This window comes from Streptomyces sp. NPDC056734 (genome assembly GCF_042790455.1).
In the GTDB taxonomy this organism is placed as follows: Bacteria; Actinomycetota; Actinomycetes; order Streptomycetales; family Streptomycetaceae; genus Streptomyces.
In genome coordinates, this window is sequence record NZ_JBHTZD010000011.1 from 224,410 (window position 1) to 246,846 (window position 22,437).

21 protein-coding genes are annotated in these 22,437 nt (G+C 72.9%); 12 read left to right on the forward strand and 9 right to left on the reverse strand.

What is annotated here, in order from left to right; genetic code table 11:
• Nucleotides 1-84 precede the first annotated feature (84 nt).
• Nucleotides 85-1,233, forward strand: a complete 1,149-nt coding sequence (locus tag ACFRFC_RS19025) for an ROK family protein (protein ID WP_382688372.1) — start codon at nucleotides 85-87, stop codon at nucleotides 1,231-1,233.
• Between the two features lie 482 nt (nucleotides 1,234-1,715).
• The gene (locus ACFRFC_RS19030; protein ID WP_382688284.1) at nucleotides 1,716-3,509 is read left to right on the forward strand and encodes a glycosyl hydrolase family 28-related protein; all 1,794 of its coding nucleotides are present in this window, start codon (nucleotides 1,716-1,718) and stop codon (nucleotides 3,507-3,509) included.
• A gap of 128 nt (nucleotides 3,510-3,637) precedes the next feature.
• Here the strand turns inward: ACFRFC_RS19030 and ACFRFC_RS19035 are convergent, their stop codons facing one another.
• Both ACFRFC_RS19035 and ACFRFC_RS19040 read right to left on the reverse strand, forming a co-directional pair.
• Nucleotides 3,638-5,224 carry a pyruvate, phosphate dikinase gene (locus tag ACFRFC_RS19035; protein WP_382688287.1) on the reverse strand — a complete coding sequence of 529 codons (1,587 nt, stop codon included), beginning with the start codon at nucleotides 5,222-5,224 and terminating at the stop codon, nucleotides 3,638-3,640.
• Nucleotides 5,221-5,847: a transcriptional regulator gene (locus tag ACFRFC_RS19040; protein ID WP_382688289.1), complete on the reverse strand. Its 627-nt coding sequence runs from the start codon at nucleotides 5,845-5,847 to the stop codon at nucleotides 5,221-5,223. The genes ACFRFC_RS19035 and ACFRFC_RS19040 overlap by 4 nt, the downstream gene beginning before the upstream one ends.
• A gap of 130 nt (nucleotides 5,848-5,977) precedes the next feature.
• Between ACFRFC_RS19040 and ACFRFC_RS19045 the strand changes: the two genes are divergently transcribed.
• From ACFRFC_RS19045 to ACFRFC_RS19070, 6 genes are all read left to right on the forward strand, one after another.
• Nucleotides 5,978-7,111 (forward strand): TetR/AcrR family transcriptional regulator, encoded by a 1,134-nt coding sequence (locus ACFRFC_RS19045; RefSeq protein ID WP_382688292.1) that lies wholly within the window; start codon nucleotides 5,978-5,980, stop codon nucleotides 7,109-7,111.
• Between the two features lie 145 nt (nucleotides 7,112-7,256).
• The gene (locus ACFRFC_RS19050; RefSeq protein WP_382688375.1) at nucleotides 7,257-8,018 is read left to right on the forward strand and encodes an SDR family NAD(P)-dependent oxidoreductase; all 762 of its coding nucleotides are present in this window, start codon (nucleotides 7,257-7,259) and stop codon (nucleotides 8,016-8,018) included.
• A 29-nt stretch (nucleotides 8,019-8,047) separates the two neighbouring features.
• Nucleotides 8,048-8,929 (forward strand): GNAT family N-acetyltransferase, encoded by an 882-nt coding sequence (locus ACFRFC_RS19055; RefSeq protein WP_382688295.1) that lies wholly within the window; start codon nucleotides 8,048-8,050, stop codon nucleotides 8,927-8,929.
• A 91-nt stretch (nucleotides 8,930-9,020) separates the two neighbouring features.
• The gene (locus ACFRFC_RS19060; RefSeq protein WP_382688298.1) at nucleotides 9,021-9,419 is read left to right on the forward strand and encodes a hypothetical protein; all 399 of its coding nucleotides are present in this window, start codon (nucleotides 9,021-9,023) and stop codon (nucleotides 9,417-9,419) included.
• A 268-nt stretch (nucleotides 9,420-9,687) separates the two neighbouring features.
• Nucleotides 9,688-10,032 carry a hypothetical protein gene (locus ACFRFC_RS19065; RefSeq protein WP_382688377.1) on the forward strand — a complete coding sequence of 115 codons (345 nt, stop codon included), beginning with the start codon at nucleotides 9,688-9,690 and terminating at the stop codon, nucleotides 10,030-10,032.
• A gap of 213 nt (nucleotides 10,033-10,245) precedes the next feature.
• Nucleotides 10,246-11,988 (forward strand): hypothetical protein, encoded by a 1,743-nt coding sequence (locus ACFRFC_RS19070; RefSeq protein WP_382688300.1) that lies wholly within the window; start codon nucleotides 10,246-10,248, stop codon nucleotides 11,986-11,988.
• A gap of 542 nt (nucleotides 11,989-12,530) precedes the next feature.
• Here ACFRFC_RS19070 and ACFRFC_RS19075 read toward each other — a convergent pair.
• The 4 genes from ACFRFC_RS19075 to ACFRFC_RS19090 form a co-directional block, all read right to left on the reverse strand.
• Nucleotides 12,531-13,181 (reverse strand): lysophospholipid acyltransferase family protein, encoded by a 651-nt coding sequence (locus ACFRFC_RS19075; RefSeq protein WP_382688301.1) that lies wholly within the window; start codon nucleotides 13,179-13,181, stop codon nucleotides 12,531-12,533.
• 176 nt (nucleotides 13,182-13,357) lie between these two features.
• Entirely contained in the window at nucleotides 13,358-15,421 is a 2,064-nt protein-coding gene (locus ACFRFC_RS19080; RefSeq protein ID WP_382688304.1) for an iron ABC transporter permease, read from the reverse strand.
• A 4-nt stretch (nucleotides 15,422-15,425) separates the two neighbouring features.
• Nucleotides 15,426-16,409 (reverse strand): ABC transporter substrate-binding protein, encoded by a 984-nt coding sequence (locus ACFRFC_RS19085; RefSeq protein ID WP_382688307.1) that lies wholly within the window; start codon nucleotides 16,407-16,409, stop codon nucleotides 15,426-15,428.
• Nucleotides 16,406-17,257: an ABC transporter ATP-binding protein gene (locus ACFRFC_RS19090; RefSeq protein ID WP_382688310.1), complete on the reverse strand. Its 852-nt coding sequence runs from the start codon at nucleotides 17,255-17,257 to the stop codon at nucleotides 16,406-16,408. The genes ACFRFC_RS19085 and ACFRFC_RS19090 overlap by 4 nt, the downstream gene beginning before the upstream one ends.
• A 259-nt stretch (nucleotides 17,258-17,516) precedes the next feature.
• On the opposite strand from ACFRFC_RS19090, the gene ACFRFC_RS19095 reads away from it, so the two are divergent.
• A complete protein-coding gene (locus tag ACFRFC_RS19095) occupies nucleotides 17,517-18,335 on the forward strand; it encodes an SAM-dependent methyltransferase (protein WP_382688313.1) in 819 nt (272 codons plus the stop codon).
• A gap of 55 nt (nucleotides 18,336-18,390) precedes the next feature.
• Here the strand turns inward: ACFRFC_RS19095 and ACFRFC_RS19100 are convergent, their stop codons facing one another.
• Together ACFRFC_RS19100 and ACFRFC_RS19105 are read right to left on the reverse strand one after the other, a co-directional pair.
• Entirely contained in the window at nucleotides 18,391-19,311 is a 921-nt protein-coding gene (locus tag ACFRFC_RS19100) for a helix-turn-helix domain-containing protein (protein WP_382688316.1), read from the reverse strand.
• A 201-nt stretch (nucleotides 19,312-19,512) separates the two neighbouring features.
• Nucleotides 19,513-19,743, reverse strand: a complete 231-nt coding sequence (locus ACFRFC_RS19105; RefSeq protein WP_382688319.1) for a DUF397 domain-containing protein — start codon at nucleotides 19,741-19,743, stop codon at nucleotides 19,513-19,515.
• 326 nt (nucleotides 19,744-20,069) lie between these two features.
• Between ACFRFC_RS19105 and ACFRFC_RS19110 the strand changes: the two genes are divergently transcribed.
• The 3 genes from ACFRFC_RS19110 (at nucleotide 20,070) to ACFRFC_RS19120 (ending at nucleotide 21,489) form a co-directional block, all read left to right on the forward strand.
• Nucleotides 20,070-20,615 (forward strand): hypothetical protein, encoded by a 546-nt coding sequence (locus tag ACFRFC_RS19110; protein WP_382688321.1) that lies wholly within the window; start codon nucleotides 20,070-20,072, stop codon nucleotides 20,613-20,615.
• A gap of 82 nt (nucleotides 20,616-20,697) precedes the next feature.
• The gene (locus tag ACFRFC_RS19115; RefSeq protein WP_382688324.1) at nucleotides 20,698-20,865 is read left to right on the forward strand and encodes a hypothetical protein; all 168 of its coding nucleotides are present in this window, start codon (nucleotides 20,698-20,700) and stop codon (nucleotides 20,863-20,865) included.
• A gap of 441 nt (nucleotides 20,866-21,306) precedes the next feature.
• Nucleotides 21,307-21,489, forward strand: coding sequence for a hypothetical protein (locus ACFRFC_RS19120; RefSeq protein ID WP_382688327.1), 183 nt, complete (start codon nucleotides 21,307-21,309; stop codon nucleotides 21,487-21,489).
• A 12-nt stretch (nucleotides 21,490-21,501) separates the two neighbouring features.
• On the opposite strand, the gene ACFRFC_RS19125 is transcribed toward ACFRFC_RS19120, so the two are convergent.
• Complete coding sequence (locus tag ACFRFC_RS19125; protein WP_382688330.1) at nucleotides 21,502-22,422, reverse strand: aminoglycoside phosphotransferase family protein; 921 nt, start codon at nucleotides 22,420-22,422, stop codon at nucleotides 21,502-21,504.
• Nucleotides 22,423-22,437: the final 15 nt, after the last annotated feature.

Genomic DNA, 22,437 nt, shown 5'->3' on the forward strand with positions numbered 1-22,437 from the left:
GCGCGCACCGGCAAGGCGGCCGGCTCCGGTACGGCGGAGAGCACCGCGAAGCCCGCCGTCCGGCGTGGCACCAATCTGCCGCGCATGGCTGACTTCAACGAGTCCGTCGTACTCGACGCCATACGGCGTCACACCTCGGGCCTGAGCAGGGTGGAGCTGGCCAAGGCCACCGGGCTGTCCGCCCAGACCGTCTCCAACATCACCCGCCGCCTCCTCGACCAGGGCGTGGCCCGGGAGTCCGGCAAGCACAGCACCGGCACCGGAAAACCGCGCACCCTCCTGGAGATCGTCCCGGCGGCTCGCTACGCCGTGGGCATCCACCTGGACCCGGCCGTCATCACCTGCATCCTGGTGGACCTGCTCGGCACGGTCGTGGCCCAGCGCAGCCGGCGCACCCCGAGCGGCGGCGACACCGACGGCACGGTCGCCGACATGGCCGCCTCGGTGGCCGAGCTGCTGACGGAGGCGGGCATCGACGCGGACCGGGTCCTCGGCCTCGGTATCGCCGCGCCGGGCCCGATCGACGCCGCGGCGGGGTCGGTCGTGGACCCGCCGGAGCTGCATGGGTGGGGGCGCTACCCGCTGCGCGACCGGCTCAGTGAGGCGACCGGCTTCCCGGCGCTGCTCGACAAGGACGTCACCGCGGCCGTGGTCGCCGAGCGCTGGGCGGGCGCCGCCCGCGACAGCCGCAACCTGCTCTTCTTCTACCTCGGCACCGGTTCCGGCATGGGGCTCGTGGTGGAGGACACCGTGCTGCGCGGGGTGTCCGGCAACGCGGGTGAGGTCGGCGGGCTGGGCGCGGCCTGTTCGATCCACACCCTGGTGGACGAGGCCATCGCGCTGGGTGTCCTCGGTGCCGAGTTCTCCGTGGTCGATCCGGCGGACGCCCAGCGCGGTCTGCGGCGGCTGGCCGAACTGGCCGCCGAGGGGGACCGGCGGGCGGGCGGCATCATCGAGCGCCTCGCCCTCAGGGTCGGCCGGGGCGTCTGCGCGGCGGCGACCTTGCTCGACGTCGACACGATCGTCTTCGGCGGACCGGCGTGGCAGGTGCTCGGCGAGCACATGTTCCCGCCGATCGAGGCGATGGTGGCCCGCTCGCCCTTCGTCAAGGCGACCCATCCGACCGTCGTCGCCTCCACCACCCTCGGCGAGAACGTCGCCGCGATCGGCGCCGCCTCCCTGGTCCTCGACCAAGTCCTGTCCGTCCAGCCGAGGTCGCTGCTGCTCGGCTGAGGCGGGGTCCTGCCCGGACCACCTGGGCCTGAAGGGCCCTTGGGCGGTCGCCGCGCCATCCCCGGGCGGCCCTAGTACGCCCCCAACTGCCCCTCGGCCGACACGAGCTGTCCTCGACCCGAGGACATGGCCCCACCCCGGCGCGGCGTGCTGATCGCACCCGTACGACGCACGCCCCGCACCCCTCACACACCTCGCCCCGGCCGCGACACCGGCGACCGGTTGTGTCTCGGCGTGAGCCGAGCGGAGGAACCGAGGAGCGGAGTGATCCCGCTCCGCTTTCCGCACGGGCGGCGGCTCACCTCCGCCGTCGCCACCGCACCACGTCCAGTCCACGCACCTTTCACCTTGAGAGGCATGCCATGCAACGCAAGACAGCTGTGCAAGGCACGACAGCCAGGCAAGGCACAACAGTCAGGCAAGGCACAACAGTCAGGCAAGGCACGACGAAGCGACTGTCCGTCTGGCTCGCCGGAGCGGCAATGCTCGGCGGCGGAGTCCTGACCGTCCTGCCCGAGAACGAAGCGCAGGCCGCGGTCCCCGCCGAGGCGAGCAGCCGGGCGGTGGCCGCACAGGCCGGAGCCACCACACCGTTCACCACCGTCGAGGCGGAGGGCGGCACCCTGGCCGGGGGCGCGCTGGTCCGGTCGATCAAGCCGGGCGACCCGGCACCGACGAAGGCCACCCTCGAAAGCGAGGCATCCGGCTACGCGCTGGCCGAGCTGAAGGCGACCGGGCACGCGATATCGGTCAAGAACAGCTCGGGCAAGAGCGCCAACTCGCTGGTGGTCAGGGCGGCGATCCCGGACACCGCGGGCGGTGGCGGTCTCGACGCGACCCTCAACCTGTATGTGAACGGCAGCTTCCGGCAGGCGATCACCCTCAGCTCGAAGCAGGCATGGAACTACCGCAACGCCACCACCAACCCGGACGACCCGAACGCGGGCGGCGAGGCGTACCACTTCTACAACGAGTTCCCGGTCCGGGTCACCGGCGCGGCGATCCCCGCCAACGCCACCATCACGCTGAAGAAGGACGCCGCGAACACGGCCGCCTTCTACGCGGTCGACTCGATCGACCTGGAGCAGGTCGGCGCGGCCGTCGCCCGCCCGGCGAACTCCCTGTCGGTGGTCGACTACGGCGCCGACCCCGGCTTCACGACCGACTCCACCGTGGCCATCCAGAACACCGTCAACGCCGCCCGTACGCAGGGCAAGACGGTGTGGATCCCGTCGGGCAAGTACCTCACCAACAGCCTCGTGGGAAGCAAGCCGCTGGACTTCACCGGGGTGACCGTGCGCGGCGCGGGCATGTGGCACTCGACCCTGTACCGCAAGGTGCCGCTGCCCGCGACGCAGCGCTCGCAGGTCCTGGTCGGCTCCGGTACGAAGCTGAGTGATCTCCAGATCGACACGAACGCCGTGTGGCGCGGGATCGGCGGCGCAGGCGGCGCGGACTACGGCATCAACGCCTCGGGTGCGGGCGGCTGGCTCGTGGAGCGGCTGTGGACCCGGCACACCGACGCCAACTGGCTGTCCGGCAGCAACGGAGTCATCCGGGACAGCCGCACCGCCGACACCTACGGCGACGGCTACAACATCAACAACAGCAACACCCCCAACCCGGACAAGCTGGGCTACAACATCACGGTGCAGAACAACTTCGCCCGCGGCACCGGCGACGACTCCTTCGCGGTCTACGCGGACGCCGGAGCGTCCGGTACCAACGGGCAGCTCAGCGACGCCAAGGTGATCGGCAACACGGCCGTCGCGACGTGGTGGGCGAACGGGCTGCGCATCGCGGGCGGCCGCAACATCCAGATGACCAACAACCTGGTCAACAGTGTGTCCTCGAACAGCGCGCTGGACATCGGTGTCTTCGGCGACAGCGGCCACCCGCTGGAGTCGGCCACCGTCACCGGCAACGTCCTGAACGGCGGAGGCGGCTGGAACGGCACCCGCCACGGGGTGCGCATCAGCTCGCCCTCCACCACCTCGCAGTTCCCGAACGCGTACACGAATGTGACGCTCAAGGACAATGTGCTGCGCGGCGCGCTGCGGTCCGGCCTCTACATCGACCGTAAGAACGTGAATGTGACGCTCACGAACAACACCATCGACGGCCCGGCCGCCCATGGCATCTGGGTCACTACCGGGGTGACCGGCACCGGCACGTTCACCGGCACCACCATCACCAACCTCCGTCCCGGACAGAGCGCCACGAAGAACGACTCACCCACCACCTTCACGATCAGTGCGACGGCGGCCCGCCGCTGACCCTTTCCCACCCGCACGGGAGTCCGTGCCCCGCACGGCGCGGGGCACGGACGCGCGGTTCTGCCACCTGAGCGAGAAGCATCCCGCGCCGCACCGCCGTCATGATCAGTTCCGGCTGCCGCTCGCCATCAGGGCACGGTGGGGTTGGGGTGAGCCGGTGTAGGGCGCAGCACGGCGTGGGCCGCCTCCAGGCGCCGGGATTCATCGCGTTCACGGTGGTCGCCCGAGACATCGTCGGCCCATGCGAGCAGCCGGCGGAGGTGCTCACCGGCCGCGTCGGTGACAACGCGGGGACGGCCCAGCGCGACCTCGCCACTGGTTCCGTCGAGGGTGATGAGCGTGCCGTCGCCGATGCCGCGCCCGTCGCATCTCACCGAGCCGTCGCCGCCGTCGATGCCGAAGGTCAGGCCGGCGACGCCCACCACCGCGGGCTTTCCCATGGCGCGCGCGACGACCGCGGCATGGCTGGCCGGGCCGCCACGGGCGGTGACGATTCCCGCGGCGGCGGCAAGACCGTGCATGTCGTCCGGGGAGGTCTCCGGGCGTACGAGGATGACGGGCGAGTCCCGGGCCATCCGTACCGCCGTGTCCGCGGAGGTCGCCACCCGGCCGACCGCCACGCCGGGACAGGCACCGATCCCCCGGGCGAGGACATCGGCCTCCTCGCCGGACGCGATGCGTGGGGTGCGGGCGTGTCGCAGCTGCCGCGGCGAGACCCTGAGCAGCGCTTCGTGACGCCCGATGACCCGCTCGTCGGCGAGTTCGGTGGCGACGCGGATCGCGGCACCGCCGACGAACCGGCCGGGCCGGACCTGGAGGATCCACAGCTCACCCGCCTCGTACGTGAACTCGACGTAGCAGGCGTCGCGGTAATGCCCCTCGATCCGCGTCAGCGCGTCGAGCAGCGCGGTCCACACGGCCGGTTCCCGTGCGGCGAGTGCGCGCAGCGGCCGGGTCGTCGACCGCCCGGAGACGACATCGTCGCCCTGGCGCCGGAAGAGGACCTCACCGAAGGGGATCTTCTCGCCGGTGTTGGGATCGCGGCTGAACGCGACCCCGCTGCCGCTGTGATCGTCGCGGTTCCCGAACACCATCGCCTGGACGATCACGGCGGTGCCCCGGTCGTGCGGGAGGCCGTGCACCGTGCGGTAGGTCTGTGCGCGGGGGGTGTTCCAGGAGGAGAAGACGGCCCGGACGGCCTGCTCCAGCTGCCGGTTCGGGTCGTCCGGGACGGGACGAGCGCATCCCGTGCCGCCGCCGCCCGGCTCATCGGCCGTCCCTGCGCCGGTGACGGCGGACGTGAAACTCGACAGGAAGCGCCGCCGCGCGTCCTCGGCGAAGGCCCGGTCACCCGTCTCCTCGGCCAGCCCCGCGGTGGCCCCGGTGGTGAGGCCGAGGTTGAGGATCGTGCTCATCATGCCGGGCATCGACACCCCGGCTCCGGAACGGACGGACACCGCCAGTGGTGTGCGGGGCCCGCCGAAGACCCGCCCGGTGGAGCGTTCGAGACCGGCGACGGCGGCGGTCAGCTCGGTGTCCAGTCCCTCGGGGAGGCGTCCGGCCCGCAGAAAGGCACGGCAGGCCCCGGTGGTGACGACGAATCCGGGCGGCACCCGCAGGCCGAGCCGGTGCAGCAGGACGAGGCCGTGCGCCTTGCCACCCAGGATTTCCGCCGTCTCCTCGACCTGGGCACCGAGCGCGCGAATCCAGGTCATCGCCGCAACCCGAGGGTGGCGAGCAGGTCCTCGTGCAGCTCCGCCCAGACGGTGTGGTACGACGCGAGGCTGTCGGTCACGTACTCCAGCTCGCCGGAGGCGGCGCGATCGAGGGCATCGGTGAGACGGACGCCGTAGCGGCCGAACCGGGGCAGCACCGCGGCCAGTTCGGCCCGGACGGTCGCCGCGCGCCGGTCGAGATCGGCGAAGCGGTCCAGGACCCGGGAGTCGTAGCCGGGATCGCCGTGGTCGTTGGCGACCGTGCTGCCGTCGACGGACCGGAGCTGCCAGGCCGTGCAGAGGTCGAGCAGTTCCGGGTTGAGGACGAGGAACCGGTCGTAGGCCGCCCCCACCGCGCCGCGCGCACCGGCCGCCTCCAGTTCGGCGGTGATCCGCTCGGCGTCCGCGGCCCGACCGGCGTCCGTCAGCCACCAGCCGGACATGGCGCCGGGCACCCGCCTGACGAGCCCGACGGCTTCGAGATCGAGCACCTCGGACTCGACGGCGGACTCGTCCAGCCCCGTGACCAGGCTCAGCCGGCCGAAGCCGGAGGCGCCGACGCAGCGCAGGGCGTGCAGCACGAGAAGGTTGGTGTCCACCGTGCGGGTATCGGGCCTGTTCATGTCTGGCTCCCTATGGAGTGATCCCCATGTTTCCATCACTCGGATGATGCTGTCATTCGGATGCTCTCGGTATCATGACACGCCAGGACCGGAACAGGACCGGAACGGAACAGGACCGGAAGGGAACACGATGGTGAGGCTGACCCGGGCCCAGCAGCAGGAACGGACCCGCGCGGCGGTCCTGGTCGCGGCCCGGCGGGAGTTCGCCGAGCACGGCTACGGCGAGGCCAAGATCGACCGGATCGCCGAGCGGGCCGAACTGACCAGAGGAGCGGTCTACTCCAACTTCACCGGCAAGCGCGCGCTCTACCTCGCCGTGCTCGCCGACCTCGCCGAGCGGGCCCGCGCCGCCGCCGAGCCTCCGGCGCGATCCCCCGACTCCGTGGCCCGGGCACTCGGCGCGTTCGCCCGGGTCTGGCTCGAACGACTGCCCCTCGCGGGCGACACCCCGGGGAGCGGGCATCTTCAACTGCGCTCACTGTCCGGAGTGCTCGACACCGAGCCGACCCGGGCGGCCCTGGCCGAACTCGTCCGCTTCGAAGCCCTCCTGCTCGCCCTCGCCCTCGAACCGCACACCCCGCCGCGCACCCGGACGGTACGCCTGGCGGGGCTGGCGCTCACCCTCCTGCACGGCGCGGCGAGTCTCGCCGAGAACGCCCCCGGGGCCGGCGACCCGTTCGACCTGGCCCGTGCCGCCGAACACCTGGCCGACCTCGCCCCCCTAGACGACGCGGTCCCGCCCCACCTGCCCTTCGTCGCCCCCGCACGGCCGACGCAGGACGAGTGGCAGGCCCCCGACGGCCTGCGCGACGAGATCGACGGCCGCCCGGTCGACCTCGGCGACGACGGCGTGGTGGTCGTCCTGGGAGTACGCCGTCTGTCCGCGGCCGACGAGGCACTGCGCTCGGCCCGCCCGGACGACAAGGTGACCCTCGTCGTCGTGACGGGCGACCCCGCTGAACTCGGCCGACTGGCCCGACTCCGCGTCGCCGATCTCGTCGGCTGTCTGCGCCGGGTCTTCGCGACCGGGGAACTGCCCCGGCCACGCGTCGTGTTCGACGACGACGGCACACTCGCGGCGGCCATCGGCCCGGACCCGGCCGACGACTTCACCCAAACCGCGATCCGGGTGAGCGCCGGTCTGATCGTCGCCCGAGCCGAGGGCCGCGGCGCCGGCCACGCGGCGGCCACCGCTCCGAGCCACCGGTACGAGGCCGTCGCCCCGCCGTCCGCGGCGGACCAGGTGAAGCGACGGCCCCGCTGACTCGTCCGCGGCGGACCAGGTGAGGCGGGGCGGCCCCGCTGACCGCCTGATCACCGACAGCCAGGTCCGACGACCTGCTCAGGACCGGCTACCGGCTACCCGCCGCCGTGCCGCGCCCGCGCCTCGCTGATGCCGCCTGACCGCCCTGGAACGGCTGGCCAGGGGCGACCGCGTCACCGTGATCGGCAGCAGCGAGGCCAAGGGCCGTGCGCTGCTCGACCGGGCCGCGGACCCGAACCTGCGGTTCCTCCGGGCGGATCTGTCCTCCATCGCCGAGACCGAGCGCGTGATCGCCCGCATCGGCGAGCAGTACGACACCCTCGACGCGCTCGCCCTGTTCGCCAACCGGGTGAGCCCGAGACGCACGGAGACTGTAGAGGGACTGGAGTCCACCTTCGCGCTGTACTACCTGAGCCGCTATCTGCTCAGTCACCGGCTGAGCCCCCTCCTCGACGCCGGCTCCGATCCCGTGATCATCAACGTCGCCGGCGTCGGAAACACGGCGGGCCGGATCCACTGGGAGGACCCCCAGCTGACTCGCCGCTACCACCAGGTCCGCGCCCAACTCCAGGCGGGGCGGGCGAACGACCTGCTGGGCGTCCGGTTCGCCGCCCGGTCCGGCAGCAGGGCCCGCTACGTCCTCTACCACCCCGGCTTCACCCGCAGCGGCACCGACGGCCACCCGAACCCGGTGATCCGAGGCTCGATCAAACTGCTCGCGACGCTCTTCGCCCGCCCGGTGGCCGACGCGGTCCGGCCGGTCGTCCAGTGGATCGACCAGCCGCCCGCGGACCCGCTGACCGCGATCGACCGGGGCCGCCCGGTGGACCGGACCCTGAAAACCCTCGACCCGAGAACAGCCACCCGCCTGGCCGCCTACACAGAGAACCTGCTGCACGCCCGCTGACCGGCGCCCACTTGACCGACGGAGACACCTTGTCCCTGCGCATCACCCCACTCACCGACCCCGCCCACGGCCCGCACAGCAGACGCCTCGCCTGGCTGGCATGTGACGCCGATTCCGTACCGGTCGGGACGGCCTTCCTCCGTCTGTTCACCGACCCCGCACAGGCGCACCTCGCCGAACTGACGCTCCACGTCCACCCCGTGGAGCGACGCAGGCGCGTCGGTTCGCGGCTCCTGGACACCGTCCTGACCGCCGCCCGGGACAACGGCAGACGCCGTGTCGCCGCAGGGGCGGAGGCCGGATCGCCCGGCGATCACTTCCTGCCCGCGCACGGCTTCCGCAAGGTCCTCACCCTGACGCACACCCGCCTGCCCCTGACGGACATCGACTCCACCGCCCTCGGCGAGATCATCGCGCGTCCGCATCCGGGCTACCGGCTGGCCTCCTGGCAGGGAACTGTCCCCGACGGCCTCGCCCGGACCTTCGCCGCCGCACGCCGTGCCATGGACGACATGCCCATGGACGACGCCGACCACGCCACCGTGACCTGGGACGTGGACCGGGTCCGGGCCGCCGCGAAGGCTGTCGAGGACCGCGGCGACCACCTGCACACGGTCGTCGCCGTCGACACCGCCGACGACTCGATCGCCGGGTTCACCGAACTCGTCGTCCCCGGCGACGGCACGGGCGACGCCCAGCACTACGGCACCGGCGTCCTGCCCGAGCACCGCGGACACGGTCTCGGCCTCTGGATGAAGGCCGAGTCGATCAGACGAGCCCACGGCCGCCATCCCCACCTCGGCGGCCTCCTCACCGACACCGCCGCCCGCAACACCCCCATGAAACGCATCAACGACAGCCTCGGCTACGTCCCCACGCACACGACCCTGAGGTACCAACTCGACCTCTAGCGAGAAACGGACGCCCCACCGCGCAGGGTGCGGAGCCCCAGTTACGGGGTACGGGTACGGGGTGTGCGGGTCGGCGGCGGGGGCGGATCGGTTGGACCTCATCGGGCACGAGTACGCGGATCTGGGGGCGTTACGGACCCGGCGCGCGATCCACCGGGCGTACAGCGAACCCCCCGACGACGTGGAGGAAGCGACACTGGCGCTGGCCCGCAGCTGGGCCGGAGCGCGGGGGACCGTGGTGGACGTCGGCTGCGGCCACCAGAACATGGGCCACCCCCAGGACGCCGTGACGTACTACGAGGACAGCCTCACCGCCTTCCGCAGGCTCGGCGACCGCCAGTGGCAGGCGTACACGCTGCGCGCGCTGGCCGGCCTGCACGCGAGCACCGGAGAGACGGCGAAGGCCGACGCCTGCCGCACGGAGGCCGCGGATCTTCTGGCCGCGCTCACCGGGAGCACGGCCGAGGGCCGACGGGTGCGGCGGCTCTGAGCACGGGAGACGCCCGGCAGGGAGATCGCCGCGAGAACCGCGCCGCTCCCGGGATGCGTCGCCTTTGACATGAACCCCCGCCGGACGTTGACTGGCAGCACGACACCGCGGGCCGGCCCATCCCGCATGCCGAGCGGCAGGTGGTCGAGAGGGCCGGGTTCTCCCGCACAGTGCGCACAGTGACCGCGAAAGCCCGGAGCAGGGTCCAGCAGGGTCATCCTGATGATCATCAAGGTGACCGCCATCGCAACGAAAGCGGCACATGACGATGTACGACCAGACTCGCGCCCAGCAGCCCGCGGACCAGTCCCGCCGCACCGCCGAGCGCCGTGGCCGAGGCCCGGAGCCGCTGATTCCGGCCGCCGAGCGCGACAAGACCGCCGTCCGCCTCGGCCACGCCCTCAACACCTTCGACGAGAGCCCGCTCCAGGCGCTGGAGGAGGCCGAGAGCGCGTACGACGAGGCCACCGCCCATCTCGTCGCCGCCCTGGCGGAACGCAGGCGGGTCCTCCGCGCGGCCTGGGAGGAACAGAACCCTGAGGCGTCGTCCGCCGAGTTCCGGATCGCGCTGAGGCAGTACCGGGAACTGACCCAGCGGGTGCTTCACCTCTAAGTACCTCCCTTGGTACTTCGCTGAGCGGGTCCGGTTGGCCAAGGGCAGGGGGTTACCCCCCTCGACGTGGTGACCAGGGGGGGCGGGGCTCAGCCGAGGCCGCGCGGGTCGGGCCGGGGTGATTCCTCACCGTATGCGGGAGATCACGTCTACCCTGGGTGCCCGCGAGAGCCGGTCACCGGTCCGGCGCGGCGCACGGCTCGGGAGGTACCCATGAACGGCCAGGCACGGGACGAGACAGCTTCCGGCGAGTACGAGTACGAGTACGAGGACGAGGACAGGTACGACTTCGATCTCGGCACCCACACCCGTCCCGTGACCACCACCTCCCCGAAGGCCCAGCGCTGGTTCGACCGCGGCCTGGTGTGGACGTACGCCTTCCACCACGAGGAAGCCGTCCGCTGTTTCGAGCGGGCCGCCGAGGCCGACCCCGGCTGCGCCATGGCCCACTGGGGAGTCGCCTACGCGCTCGGCCCCAACTACAACAAACCCTGGGAGTTCTTCGACGAGCGGGACCTCGCCCGTACCGTCGAGCGCACCCACGCGGCCGTCGAGCGGGCGCACGAGCGGGCGGCGGCCGGTGTCACCCCGGCCGAGCGGGCGCTGATCGAGGCGCTGCGGGCCCGCTATCCGCAGGCGGCCCCCGTCGAGGACTGCGCGGTGTGGAACGCGCCGTACGCCGAGCGCATGCGCGCCGCCCATGAGAGCGCCCCCGGCGACCTCGACGTCGCCACCCTCTACGCGGACGCGCTGATGAACCTCACCCCCTGGCAGCTGTGGGACCTGCGCACCGGCGAGCCCGCCGCCGGCGCCCGTACGGTCGAGGCGAAGGCCGTCCTCGACGCGGCGCTCGCCGCCCCCGGCGGACGCGACCACCCCGGAATCGTGCATCTCTACATCCACCTCATGGAGATGTCCCCGGACCCGGAGAGCGCGCTGACCGTCGCCGACCGGCTGCGCGGACTGGTCCCCGACGCCGGGCATCTCGCGCACATGCCCTCGCACCTGGAGGTGCTGTGCGGGGACTACCGGCGCGTCGTGTCGGACAACGATGCCGCGATCGCCGTCGACGCGAAGACCGTCGCCCACTCCGGCGCGATGAACTTCTACACCCTCTACCGCTGCCACAACATCCACTTCAAGATCTACGGGGCGATGTTCCTCGGCCGGTCGGAGGTGGCCCTGGCGGCGGCCGGGCAACTGGAGGACGCCGTACCGGAGGAGTTGCTACGGGTGCAGAGCCCGCCCATGGCCGACTGGCTGGAGGGGTTCCTGGCCATGCGCGTGCACGCGCTGATCCGGTTCGGCCGCTGGTCCGACCTCCTCGAACTGCCGCTCCCCGCCGACCCGGAGCTGTACAGCACGACCACCGCGATGCTGCGCTACGGCCGTGGGGTCGCCCTCTCCGCGACCGGGCGGGTCGCCGAGGCCGAGACGGAACGCGAACGGTTCCGCGAGGCGGTGGGCCGGGTCCAGGAGACGCGCATCCTGTTCAACAACACGTGCGCCGACATCCTCGCCATCGCCGCGGCCATGCTGGACGGCGAACTGGAGTACCGCAAGGGCGACTTCGACGCCGCCTTCGCCGCGCTGGAGCGGTCGGTCGAGCTGTCCGACACCCTGCCGTACGACGAGCCCTGGGGCTGGATGCAGCCGCCCCGGCACGCCTATGGCGCCCTGCTCCTGGAACAGGGACGGGTCGCCGAGGCCGAGGCCGTCTACCGCGCGGACCTGGGCCTCGACGACACCCTCCCGCGTGCCTGCCGCCACCCCGGCAATGTCTGGTCCCTGCACGGGTTCCACGAGTGCCTGGTACGGCTCGGGCGTACGGCGGAAGCCGCGGTCGTCGCACCACAGCTGAAGTTCGCCACGGCCCTGGCCGATGTACCGATCGCCGCGTCCTGCTTCTGCCGGACGGAGACCCCGGCCGCGCCGGGCGACGGCCACTGCTGCTGAGTCCTCCGTCGGGCCCCGGGTCGGTGGCGGCCGCCGGGCTTCCACCGGGCGGGGCGGAGGCTGCGCCACTCGTCGGCCGGGCTCGCGCCGGTCCCGGCGGGGCCTGCCGCCGAGCCTGCCGCGCTCCCGCCGGGCCGGGCAGCCACTGCCGTTGACCATGTGGCCGGGCGCGGTGGTGGTCCTCGCGCCGCCGCGCTCCCGCGCGCCGACTTCCGCCATGCCGGGACGGAGCCTGCCGCGTGACGCACCAGGCCCCGTCGTGCCTGCCGGGCCCCGTCGTGCCTGCCGGGGCTGCTCGACGCGTTCGGCGCCACCGAGCACGCCACCGATCACCGCTACGACGGCAGCGAGGACAACATGGTGCTGCCGATCGACCTCAACACCCGCAGGACGACCGTCCGGACCGATTCCCCGGCGCTCCACGACCCCGTGACCGCCCCGGCACATGGCCCCCGGCAGCCGCCCGCCGACGGAGTAGGCACGCCCCGGCCCGCCGCCCCCCTCCACGCCACCCGGCGAGAGAGGCCGCACCGTCCTGTGCGTCACACCGGCTCGCCCACCGCCCGTACGGCCCGCCCCCACGCCGTGCTCACCGCCCGGTGTGCGAGGAGGGTGGCGTGCTCGGCGTCCGAGGGAAGCCGCAGCGGGGTGCCCACATGGACATGGAGGTGCGGGCGCCGCAGCGGGGACGTGACGACCCCCGCCAGTTGCTTCGCCGTGGAACCGGAGGAGACCCGGCGGGCGCCCGCGTGTCCGACCGGCACGATCAGGGCACCGGACCTGGCCGCGAGCCGGGCCGGGCCGGTGCGGAACCGCTCCGGCGGGCCGGGCGCCGCGTCCGTGCGCTCCGGCAAACCGCCCTCGCCGTAGATCAGCACATGCCGCCCGGCCGCCAGCGCCGCCACCGCGAGGTCCAGCGCGTCGGCGGCCCGCGCCGAGCGGCGGTGCACGGGTATGTGCCCCTCCCGCGTCAGCGCCCCGCCCAGCACCGGCACCCGCCACAGCCCCGCCGTCGCCATGACCGCCGGTTCCACCCCGAGCCGCCGCAGCGCGGCCAGCACCACCACCGGGTCGGCCATGGAGTCATGGTTGGCGACGAAGACCGACCCGGCCGGCACCGCCGTCACCACCTCACGGCTCACCGTCAGACGCCCCAGAACGGGCGCCAGCACCCCGGCGGCACGACTCAGCACAACTGCCTCCCACGACGGACGACGATCCTGCCGCCAGTCTCGGCGGCCCCAACCCCGCCGCCCTGAGCGCGGATACTCACGACGGCGAGGCCACCGTACTCAGGCGGCCGCCGGGCGGGTGACCCGGCACCTCGCAGGCGGCGTCCGGGACCGGCCACGGGTCGCCCGCACGCCCCTCACCGGCTCCGCACCAGCAGATACAAGAAGTACGGCGTCCCGATCACCGCCGTCATCAGGCCCGCCCCGAGCTGGGCGGGGGCGATGACCGTGCGGCCCAGCAGATCCGCCGCGCAGACCAGGACCGCGCCGAGCAGGACCGCGACCGGGACCACACGACTGTGCTGACGGCCCACCAGGGCACGGGCCGCGTGCGGGGCCACCAGGCCGACGAAGGCGATCGTGCCGGCCGCCGCCACCGCCGTGGCGCTCAGCAGCACGCCCAGCACCAGGAAGCCCAGCCGCCCGCGCGCCAGGTTCAGCCCGAGCAGCCGGGGCGTGTCCTCGTCCAGCGCCACCAGGTCCAGCTCCCGGCGCCGGGTCACCGCGACCACCACCCCGGCCAGCAGCACCCCGGCGATCGGCAGCACATCCGGCAGGGTCCTGCCGTACGTCGAACCCGACAGCCAGGTCAGCGCCTTCGTCGCGTTGAACGGATCGGTCAGCACGATGAGCAGGCTGATCAGGGCCGTCGTACCGGCCGCCACACCGATACCGACCAGCACCAGCCGGTTCTGCCGGAAGCCGTCGCGCGCCGCCAGCCCGAACACCACGAACGCGGCGGCCGCCGACCCGGCGAAGGCCGCGCCCGCGATCCCCCAGGTCCCGGCGGCCGGCACGGTCGTCACCAGCAGCACTGCGCCCAGCGCGGCACCCCCGGACACACCGAGCACGGCCGGCTCGGCCAGCGGATTGCGGGTGACCGCCTGCACCAGCGTGCCCGCCAGCGCGAGCGCCGCGCCCGCGCCCAGCGCCGCCAGCACCCGAGGCACCCGGGTGTCCAGCACGAACGACACCGTCCGCCCGGCCCGGCCCTGCGCCCAGTTGACGACATCGCCGAGGAGCAGCTTGCTGTCGCCGAGCAGAACAGCGGCGACGGTGACCCCGATCAGGGCCACCACCAGCACGGCGGTGACGGCCAGGAAGACCGTACGGCTGCGGATGCGCAGCCGGTCCTGGGCCGCCGTACCCCCGGTGTCCCGTGCCCGCGACGCCATCACGACCAGGAACACGGCACCGATGAGACTGGTGACGACCCCGGTCGGCACGGCCACCGCCGTGTCCCCCGGGACGAGGGCGCGCAGCACCACGTCCGCGCCCAGCACCAGGGCGGCGCCGATCAGCCCCGCGACCGGCACACCCACCCGGCTCCGGGTCAACCCCCGCCGCCGGCGGGCGAGCGCGCGCATCAGCGCCGGGGCGCACAGCCCGACGAACCCGATGGGCCCGGCCAGCGTGACCGCGGCGGCCGACAGCAGCACACCCAGCACGACCACCGTGATACGGGTGGCGCGGACCGGGACACCGAGCCCGCCGGCCGCGTCGTCGCCGAGCGCCAGCGCGTCCATCCGGCGGGCCGCCAGCAGCAGTCCGGCCAGTCCGGCCAGCACCAGCGGCGCCATCTGCGCCACCCCGTCGAAGCCGCTCTGCGCGATGCTGCCCTGGTTCCACTGGTAGAGACCCTCGGTCTCCTGCGGGAACAGCAGCAGCATGCCCTCGGTGATGGAGGTGAGCCCCAGCGCGAGCGCGGTACCGGCCAGCACCAGCCGTACGGTTGTGGCGCCCAGGCCCGACAGGGCGAGCACCACGCCCGCCGCGGCCAGCCCGCCGGCGAAGGCGACCCCGGAGGACGCCAGCAGCGGCAGCGAGATACCGGTGACGGAGGCGAGACCGAGCGCCGCGTAGGAGCCCGCGTTGACCGCGAGCGTGTCCGGCGCGGCGAGCACATTGCGGCTCACGGCCTGGAGCGCGGCGCCCGCCATGCCGAGCGCGACCCCGACCAGGATCCCGGCGGTCATGCGCGGCAGCCGGGACTCGATGACGACCGACGCGTCGCCCGCCTCGGCCCGGCCGGTGAGCGCCTTGACCACCTCGGCCGGTCCCACGGCGGCCGTGCCCTGGGTGATGTCGACGACGGCCAGGGCCGCCACCAGCAGCACCAGCCCGGCCGTCACCGCGGCGGCGCCCGCCCGGGACGGCCCGGCCGCCGCGTCGGCGGTGGAGGTGGGTGCGGTGACCGCCATCGCGTTACTTCGTCAGCGCGGCGACGACGCCGTCGACGTACGCCGACATGGACGGCTGGCCGCCGAACATCCAGATGCCGTCGGGCAGCCGGTGCGCGTCCCCGGCCTCCACGAACGGCAGCGATGTCCACACCGCGTCGTCCTGAAGCTCGCCCGCGAAGGGGTCACTGGCCGCGTCACCCTCGTTGCCTATGTAGGCGAACTGGACGTCGTCGCCGAGCGTGGTGAGCCCCTCGACGTCCGTGGCGCCCAGCCCGTAGTCCGCGTCGCCCTCGACGGTCCAGGCGTTCTTGAGCCCGAGCCGTTCGTTGACCTCGCCGATCAGCGAGGTGCTGGTGTAGGGCCGCAGGGACACCTGGTTGGAGGTGACATAGCCGTCGGCGAAGGCGATCTCGGTGCCGTTCAGCCCGGCGTCCGCGAGGGCCTGTTTGCCCTCGGCGATCTTCGCGTCGAAGTCCTTCTTGATCTGCTCGGCCTGCTCGGTGGTGCCGGTCGCCTCGGCGATCAGATCCAGGTTCTTGTTCAGCTGGCCGAGCTGGTCGGCCGAGTCGGCGGAGCGCACCTTGAGCACCGGGGCGACGTCACGCAGCTGCTCGACGGCCGCGTCCGGCAGGTCGGTGGTGGTGACGATCAGGTCCGGCGACAGCGAGGCGATGGCGTCCATGCTGGGCTCGCCCCGGGTGCCGATCTCCTTGGGCTCGTTCGTCAGCGGGGCCGAGGTGTCCCAGAGGCCGTAGCCCTCGATGTCGGCCACCCCGACCGGGTCCACGCCCAGGCTGACGAGGTGTTCGACGACGTTCCACTCGGTGCCCACGACCTTCTTCGCGGGACCGTCGAGCTTGACCTCGGCTCCGGAGGCGTCGGTCAGGGTGAGGGCGCCGGCGGACGACTCGGACGGGTCGGCGGCGGGCTCGGTGGTGCCACAGGCGGACAGGGCCAGCGCCCCGGCGGCGACGGCACAGACGGTGAGCAGGGTGTGTCGTCTCATGAGGTGGTGCGGAGCCTTTCGCTTCGGGTGTGGTGACGGCCGATCGCGCGGGTGCGCAGCCGGCCGGTGAGGGGATCGGTGTCGACCTCGATCCGGATGCCGTAGACCTCGCCCAGGCGCTCCGGGGTCAGTACGTCCTCGGGGAATCCGTCGGCGACGATCCGCCCGGCGGCCAGCAGGACGATCCGGTCGGCCACGGCCGCCGCCTGGTCGAGGTCGTGCAGCACGACCCCGACGGCGATGCCGTGCCCGTCGGCCAGGTCGCGCACCAGGTCCAGGAGTTCCACCTGGTAGCGCAGGTCGAGATAGGTGGTGGGCTCGTCGAGCAGCAGCACGCCGGTCTCCTGCGCGAGACAGCCGGCCAGCCACACCCGCTGGAGCTGGCCGCCGGACAGATGCTCCGCCCCGCGCCCGGCCAGCTCGGCGACCCCGGTCAGCGCCAGCGCGCGGTCCACGGCGGCCCGGCCGCCCGGGTCGGCGCCGCCCCAGCGGCCCCGGTAGGGGTAGCGGCCGAACTCGACCACGTCCCGCACGGTCAGCCCGCTGGGCGTGGGCCGGGCCTGGGTGAGCAGGGCGACCTGACGGGAGAACGCGCGCGGCGACAGGGCCAGTGCGTCGATGCCGCCGTCGATGACGACCTCGGCCCGGCGCGGCCGTTGCAGCCGCGCGAGGGTCCGCAGCAGCGTCGACTTGCCGCTGCCGTTCGGCCCCACCAACGCGGTCACCTGGCCGGGCCGCAGGGTGAGGGCCGCGTCGTGCACGACGTCGACACCGTCGTACGCCACCGTCACGGCGGTGGCCGACAGCTGATGGCCGCGCAGGCCCGGCCGCTCTTCACCAGTACTCACGCGGAGAAGGTTAGCCTACCCTAAGCGTCCTCTGCCGGACCGGGCCGCCGCCTGTGACCAGGGCATCCACCCCCATCCGCCTCTCCCGGGCTCAACTCGATTGCACCCCGGCCGACTTGACCCTTCGGCGCCGACCCGGAACCGTGACCGAATCCCTGCCGTGATCTTCGCCCCGCACTGGCCCGGGTGACTGCGGGGTCCCTAGGATGTACAGCCTGCAAGGCCAGTACGCAGGGCGCGGTACGGAGCTGGGGGATCGATGAGCACGGGTAAGAAGCTGTCCACGGAGATCGACGCCAATGTCCCGACAGCCGCCCGGATGTACGACTACTACATCGGCGGCAAGGACAACTACGCGGCCGACCGCGCGGCCTGCGAGCAGCTGGACAAGGTCGTCCCCAGCACCCGCCGCCTCGCCGTCAACAACCGCCGCTTCCTCCAGCGGGTCGTCAAGGTGCTCGCCCAGGATCTCGGCATCCGGCAGTTCCTCGACCACGGCTCCGGCCTGCCCACCCAGAACAACGTCCACCAGGTCGCCCAGCGCCACGACCCCACCGCGCACGTGGTGTACGTCGACAACGACCCGATGGTCCTGGTGCACGGCCGGGCCCTGCTGGAGCAGGACGAGCGCACCGCCGTGATCCACGCCGACATGCGCGGCACCGCCGAGATACTCGGCCACGCCGACACCGGGCGGCTGATCGACTTCGACCAGCCGGTGGCGGTGCTGTTCAACTCGGTCTTCCACTGCATCCCGGACAGCGACACCGACGGCCCGCAGGCCGTGGTCGAGCGGTTCAAGGAGCGCCTCGCGCCCGGCAGCTACCTGGTGATGTGCCAGCTGGTCAGCGAGGACCCCGAGGTACGCACGTTCGTCACCGACTTCATGAACCAGGCCACCCAGGGCCACTGGGGCCGGGTCCGCGAGCCGAGCGACGTCGCCGCCCTCTTCGACGGCCTGGAGATCCTGGACCCCGGCCTGGTCGAGGTCTCCACCTGGCGCCCCGACTCCGAGGTCGCCCCCCGCCAGCTCACCCACGAATGGATCGAGTACGGCGGCGTCGGCCGCGTCCGGTGACAGACCCCGGCGACTGTCCCGCCGGGGGCCGGCGATCTCGCCCCACGCGGCGCCCTCACTGCTCCGGGTAGCGCTCCTCCCGCGTCGACCGCAGCAGCTTCAGGGTCTCGCGCGGGGTGAGCGCGTCGTCGGCCAGCCGGTCCAGGGTGAGGCGGTACTCCTCCGTCTCGTCCCGGTCCTCCAGGAAGTTCGCGCTCTTGATGTGCTCCAGATACACGATGTCCGGCAGATCGAGTCCGTCGAAGCGCAGAAAGGTGATCGGTATGACCGGCGCCGAGGCGTCGGTGACATCGAGCGGCACCACCTGCACCGTGATGTGCGGACGCTGCGCCATCTCGATGAGGTGCGCGAGCTGCTCCCGCATCGCCGCCCGGTCGCCCAGCACCCGCAGCAGTACCGATTCATCAAGGACCGCCCACAGCCGGGGCGGATCCTCACGGTCCAGCAGCCGGGTGCGCCGGGTCCGCAGTTCGACCCGGCGCCGCACCTCGTGCTCGGGCGCCACGGGCAGACCCCGGCGGACGACCGCCTCGGCGTACCTCCGCGTCTGCAACAGGCCCGGCACATACTGGAGCTCGAACGTACGGATGGACGCGGCGGCCTCCTGGAGCCCCACCAGCCGGTCGAACCACTCCGGCATCAGCCGCTTGTCATAGCGCTGCCACCAGCCCGGCCGCCCCGCCCGCTGAAGCAGCTCGATCAGCACGGAGGTCTCGTACGCATCGACCTCGTAGAGAGCGAGCAGCGCGCGGACATCGGTCTCCGTCGGTGGCTTGCGGCCCTTGCCCGCCTCGATCCGCGACAGCTTCGCCGGGCTGAAGCCCACCCTGCGCGCGGCCTGCTCCTGACTCAGCTCCGCGTCCTCGCGCAGACCCGCGAGCTGCACACCGACCAGCATCTTCAGCAGGGTCGGGGCGGGCTCGGCGCGGTCCAGATACGGCTGGAGGCGGGAGACGCGCGGTGAATCGGCGGACATCCTGACTCCCGGCAGACAGCAAAAGGGACATCGACACTATCGCACCGCGCGGGCCGCGGACCCGCGCAGGTGCCGTCGGCAGACGGGGAGTTGACGTGATCGCCCCGGGGCGGGGCCGGATCCGGGTCACCCGTACCACGGCCGGGCCACCCGGACCGGACCGTCCCGGGAGCGCCGGAGCCGGCTCCGGCGACGGCGATTTCAGGTCAGATGGTCGAACTCCCCGTCCTTGGCGCCGGCCAGGAAAGCGGCGACCTCGGCGGGGGTGTAGACGAGCGCGGGTCCGTCGGGATCGCGTGAGTTGCGCATCGCGACGCTTCCGTCGATCAGGGGGGCGACCTCGACACAGTTGCCCTCGGCGCCGCTGTGACGGCTCTTGATCCAGTCGACGTCCAGGGAGCTGGCCCGGACTCCGTTCGGTATGGACGGCACGGCGATCTCCTCGCTGCTCGTGTTCCGCGTCGTACCCGGAATTCGCGCAATTTCTCGTGCAATTGCACGGCTGGGCTGACAGTGTGGATAATAGCTGCGGCGTCAACCCCCGGGCCGACGCTGGATCATGACAATGCGTCAGGGAGCGCCGGACCGCCGGCCGAGCCCCGGAACAGGCTGGGGACAGGTCGGGCCGGTCGGACCGCCGCTTTCGAGCTTCTTCGGTTCAGAGGGCTTCGAAGCCCTCCGATTCGAAGCCCTCCGATTCGGATCCATCGATTCGAGTCCCTCCGAACCGAGACGACCGCTGCGGAAAGGCCCACGCCATGCGCACCGATGCGACGCACCAGCCGAACACCGAGCGCGCAGAGCACGAACCGCTGGCCAAGGGAGCCCCCCGGCCCGACCCGCTCGGCACGCTGGGCGAGGTGCCGTGGCAGGCGATCAAGGACTCCACCGGCAGTGCCACCGCCGTTCCACGGCTCCTGAGCAAGATCGCCTGGGGAAACCGGGACACCGCCGACGCGGCCCTGACCGAACTGCGCGACCGGATCTGCCAGTACGGCTTCGTGGTCCACCAGGCGACCGCCGCCGTCGTCCCCTACCTCTGGGATCTCGCCCAGCTGCCCCAGGTGAAGGTCAGGCCGCGGATCATCCGGCTGCTCGCCGCCGTCGCCGAGGCCCGCCAGTGGGAGACCACCGCCGCCGCCTACCCCAAGCTCCTCAACCACCGGGAGAACCACGTGGTCTGGGAGCGCGCCGCCCGCCAGGCGGTCCACGCCCGGCGCGGCCATGTGCGGCTGCTGCTGACGGAGAAGGACCCGGAGATCGTCACCGCCGCGGAGGAACTCGCCCGCAGGCTGGGGGAGTAGCACCCGGGGAGATCCACCGGAAGGGCCCTGATCCACGGAAGGGCCCCGGACGTCGAGCCGCTCCGCCCGCGCGAGGCGTTCGATGGGCGCGGACGGCGTCCCCGCCCTGGGCGAGCAGCCGCTCCGCCCGCGCGAGGAGTTCGATCACCGGCACGAAACGGGCCTCGGCGACGGCGGCCCTCTGGCCGCTCAGGTCCGCGCCGAGCGACTCGGCGAGTACGGCGGTCCGCTCCAGCGGGGTGAGCAGTGAGGCGCGGGCGATGTCGCCGCCGACGCCCGGCGCGAGGGCCTCGGTCTTCTCGCCGCCCTCCTGCGGGACGTACCACGGGTCCGGCGCCGGGAACAGGTTGTTGATCGGTGGATCCGGCCCCGCAGAGCGGCGTACTTCTCCAGGTGGAACCGGCCCCACGCCGTGCGCAGGCTGGTCAGCCCGGAGACGTCGGCCGTTCGTCGGTCCAGGCGATGACCGCCGACACCCCTCAGCACGGCGCAGGGACCACCAAGGACGGCCACCTTCTCGTCGTCGGGACCGGCCCGATCGACTCGTCCGCCGACGCGGGGCCCTCGCTCACCGTCCGTGAGCCCGGCGGCGCGGAGCGGGTGATCCAGCTGGACGCGGGACCGGCCCGATCGACTCGTCCGCCGACGCGGGCCCTCGCTCACCGTCCGCGAGCCCGGCGGCGCCGAGCGGGTGATCCCGCTGGACGGCCCGCACGAGGGCGTCGCCGTCGCGAAGGGCGGCCGCAGCGCCTACGTCACCGGCGGGTTCACGCGCGAGGGTTACTGGAACGGCCTCACGGTCGTCGGCCGGGAGTCGGGGGACACCCGGCGGCTGCCCGCCGGGGAGCGGCCGTTGGGCATCGCGGTGCTGTGACGGCGAGGTCGCTCAGCGGTCGCGCAGTGCCTCCGCGAGGGCCACCGCCTCCGGGGCGAGCGCCCGTTCACCGTCCGCGACGTCCCACAGCGCGTTCTGGAGCAGCCGGCCCAGCGTCCAGCCCGTGGCGCGGGCGCGGTCCAGCTCCAGGGCCTCGGTGAGCAGGTCGAAGCGGCGGCGGACGATCCGCCGGGGATCGGCGGCGACCACGTCGTCCCAGCGGCTGTTCAGCGCGGGCCACAGATCGAACCCGGGGTCACCCGCGAGCGGTTCGGGGTCGATGGCCAGCCAGGGTTCACGCTCGGCGGCCAGGACGTTCTCGTAGTGCAGATCCCAGTGCAGCAGCCGGTCGCCGGGCTCACCGGCGAGTTCGGCGACCGCCGCCGCCCAGTCGCCGACCCGGCGCCGGTCCGCCGGGTCGGGCAACTTCCGTACCGCCTGCGGGGTGTGCTCCAGCATCTCGGCGGTGATGTCCCCCAGTCCGCGCAGCCCGGCGGGTGCCGGGTGGGCGACCAGCCGGGCCTGGATCGCGGCCAGGACGCGCAGGGCGGTGTCGTCGTCCTCGACGGTGGCGAGACTGCGGTGGGCGTCGAGCCGTTCCAGCAGCATGGAGCTGGTGTCGGGGTCGTGGTCGAGCAGCCGGACCGACCCGGCGCCGTCCCAGACGCGCAGCCCGAGGATCGCCGCCTCCGTCTCCTCGCGGGGCAGTTGGAGCTTGAGCATCGCGGGCGTGCCGTCCGCGCGCCGCACCGGCAGCGTCAGCGACGCCTCTCCCGAGCCGGGCTCGCCGTCGCGCCGCAGCTCCCAGCGGTCCAGCGCGTCGGCGACGACATCCGCCGATCCGGCGATCCACTCCGTGCCCCGCGCACCGAAGGCTCTGGCGTACGACCGGGCCAGGGCGGGCGGGACGTCGAACGGCTGGGCGTGGCTCATGCGGTGGTGTTCCTT

Excerpts from the sequence above, each read along its gene's own strand:
- ACFRFC_RS19115 (WP_382688324.1), top strand. The coding sequence starts at position 20,698 with ATGGGCGCGGACGGCGTCCCCGCCCTGGGCGAGCAGCCGCTCCGCCCG.
- ACFRFC_RS19040 (WP_382688289.1), bottom strand. The coding sequence starts at position 5,847 with ATGAACAGGCCCGATACCCGCACGGTGGACACCAACCTTCTCGTGCTG.
- ACFRFC_RS19125 (WP_382688330.1), bottom strand. The coding sequence starts at position 22,422 with ATGAGCCACGCCCAGCCGTTCGACGTCCCGCCCGCCCTGGCCCGGTCG.
- ACFRFC_RS19035 (WP_382688287.1), bottom strand. The coding sequence starts at position 5,224 with ATGACCTGGATTCGCGCGCTCGGTGCCCAGGTCGAGGAGACGGCGGAA.
- ACFRFC_RS19030 (WP_382688284.1), top strand. The coding sequence starts at position 1,716 with ATGCTCGGCGGCGGAGTCCTGACCGTCCTGCCCGAGAACGAAGCGCAG.
- ACFRFC_RS19095 (WP_382688313.1), top strand. The coding sequence starts at position 17,517 with ATGAGCACGGGTAAGAAGCTGTCCACGGAGATCGACGCCAATGTCCCG.
- ACFRFC_RS19025 (WP_382688372.1), top strand. The coding sequence starts at position 85 with ATGGCTGACTTCAACGAGTCCGTCGTACTCGACGCCATACGGCGTCAC.
- ACFRFC_RS19045 (WP_382688292.1), top strand. The coding sequence starts at position 5,978 with ATGGTGAGGCTGACCCGGGCCCAGCAGCAGGAACGGACCCGCGCGGCG.
- ACFRFC_RS19080 (WP_382688304.1), bottom strand. The coding sequence starts at position 15,421 with ATGGCGGTCACCGCACCCACCTCCACCGCCGACGCGGCGGCCGGGCCG.
- ACFRFC_RS19085 (WP_382688307.1), bottom strand. The coding sequence starts at position 16,409 with ATGAGACGACACACCCTGCTCACCGTCTGTGCCGTCGCCGCCGGGGCG.
- ACFRFC_RS19065 (WP_382688377.1), top strand. The coding sequence starts at position 9,688 with ATGTACGACCAGACTCGCGCCCAGCAGCCCGCGGACCAGTCCCGCCGC.
- ACFRFC_RS19110 (WP_382688321.1), top strand. The coding sequence starts at position 20,070 with ATGCGCACCGATGCGACGCACCAGCCGAACACCGAGCGCGCAGAGCAC.
- ACFRFC_RS19070 (WP_382688300.1), top strand. The coding sequence starts at position 10,246 with ATGAACGGCCAGGCACGGGACGAGACAGCTTCCGGCGAGTACGAGTAC.
- ACFRFC_RS19100 (WP_382688316.1), bottom strand. The coding sequence starts at position 19,311 with ATGTCCGCCGATTCACCGCGCGTCTCCCGCCTCCAGCCGTATCTGGAC.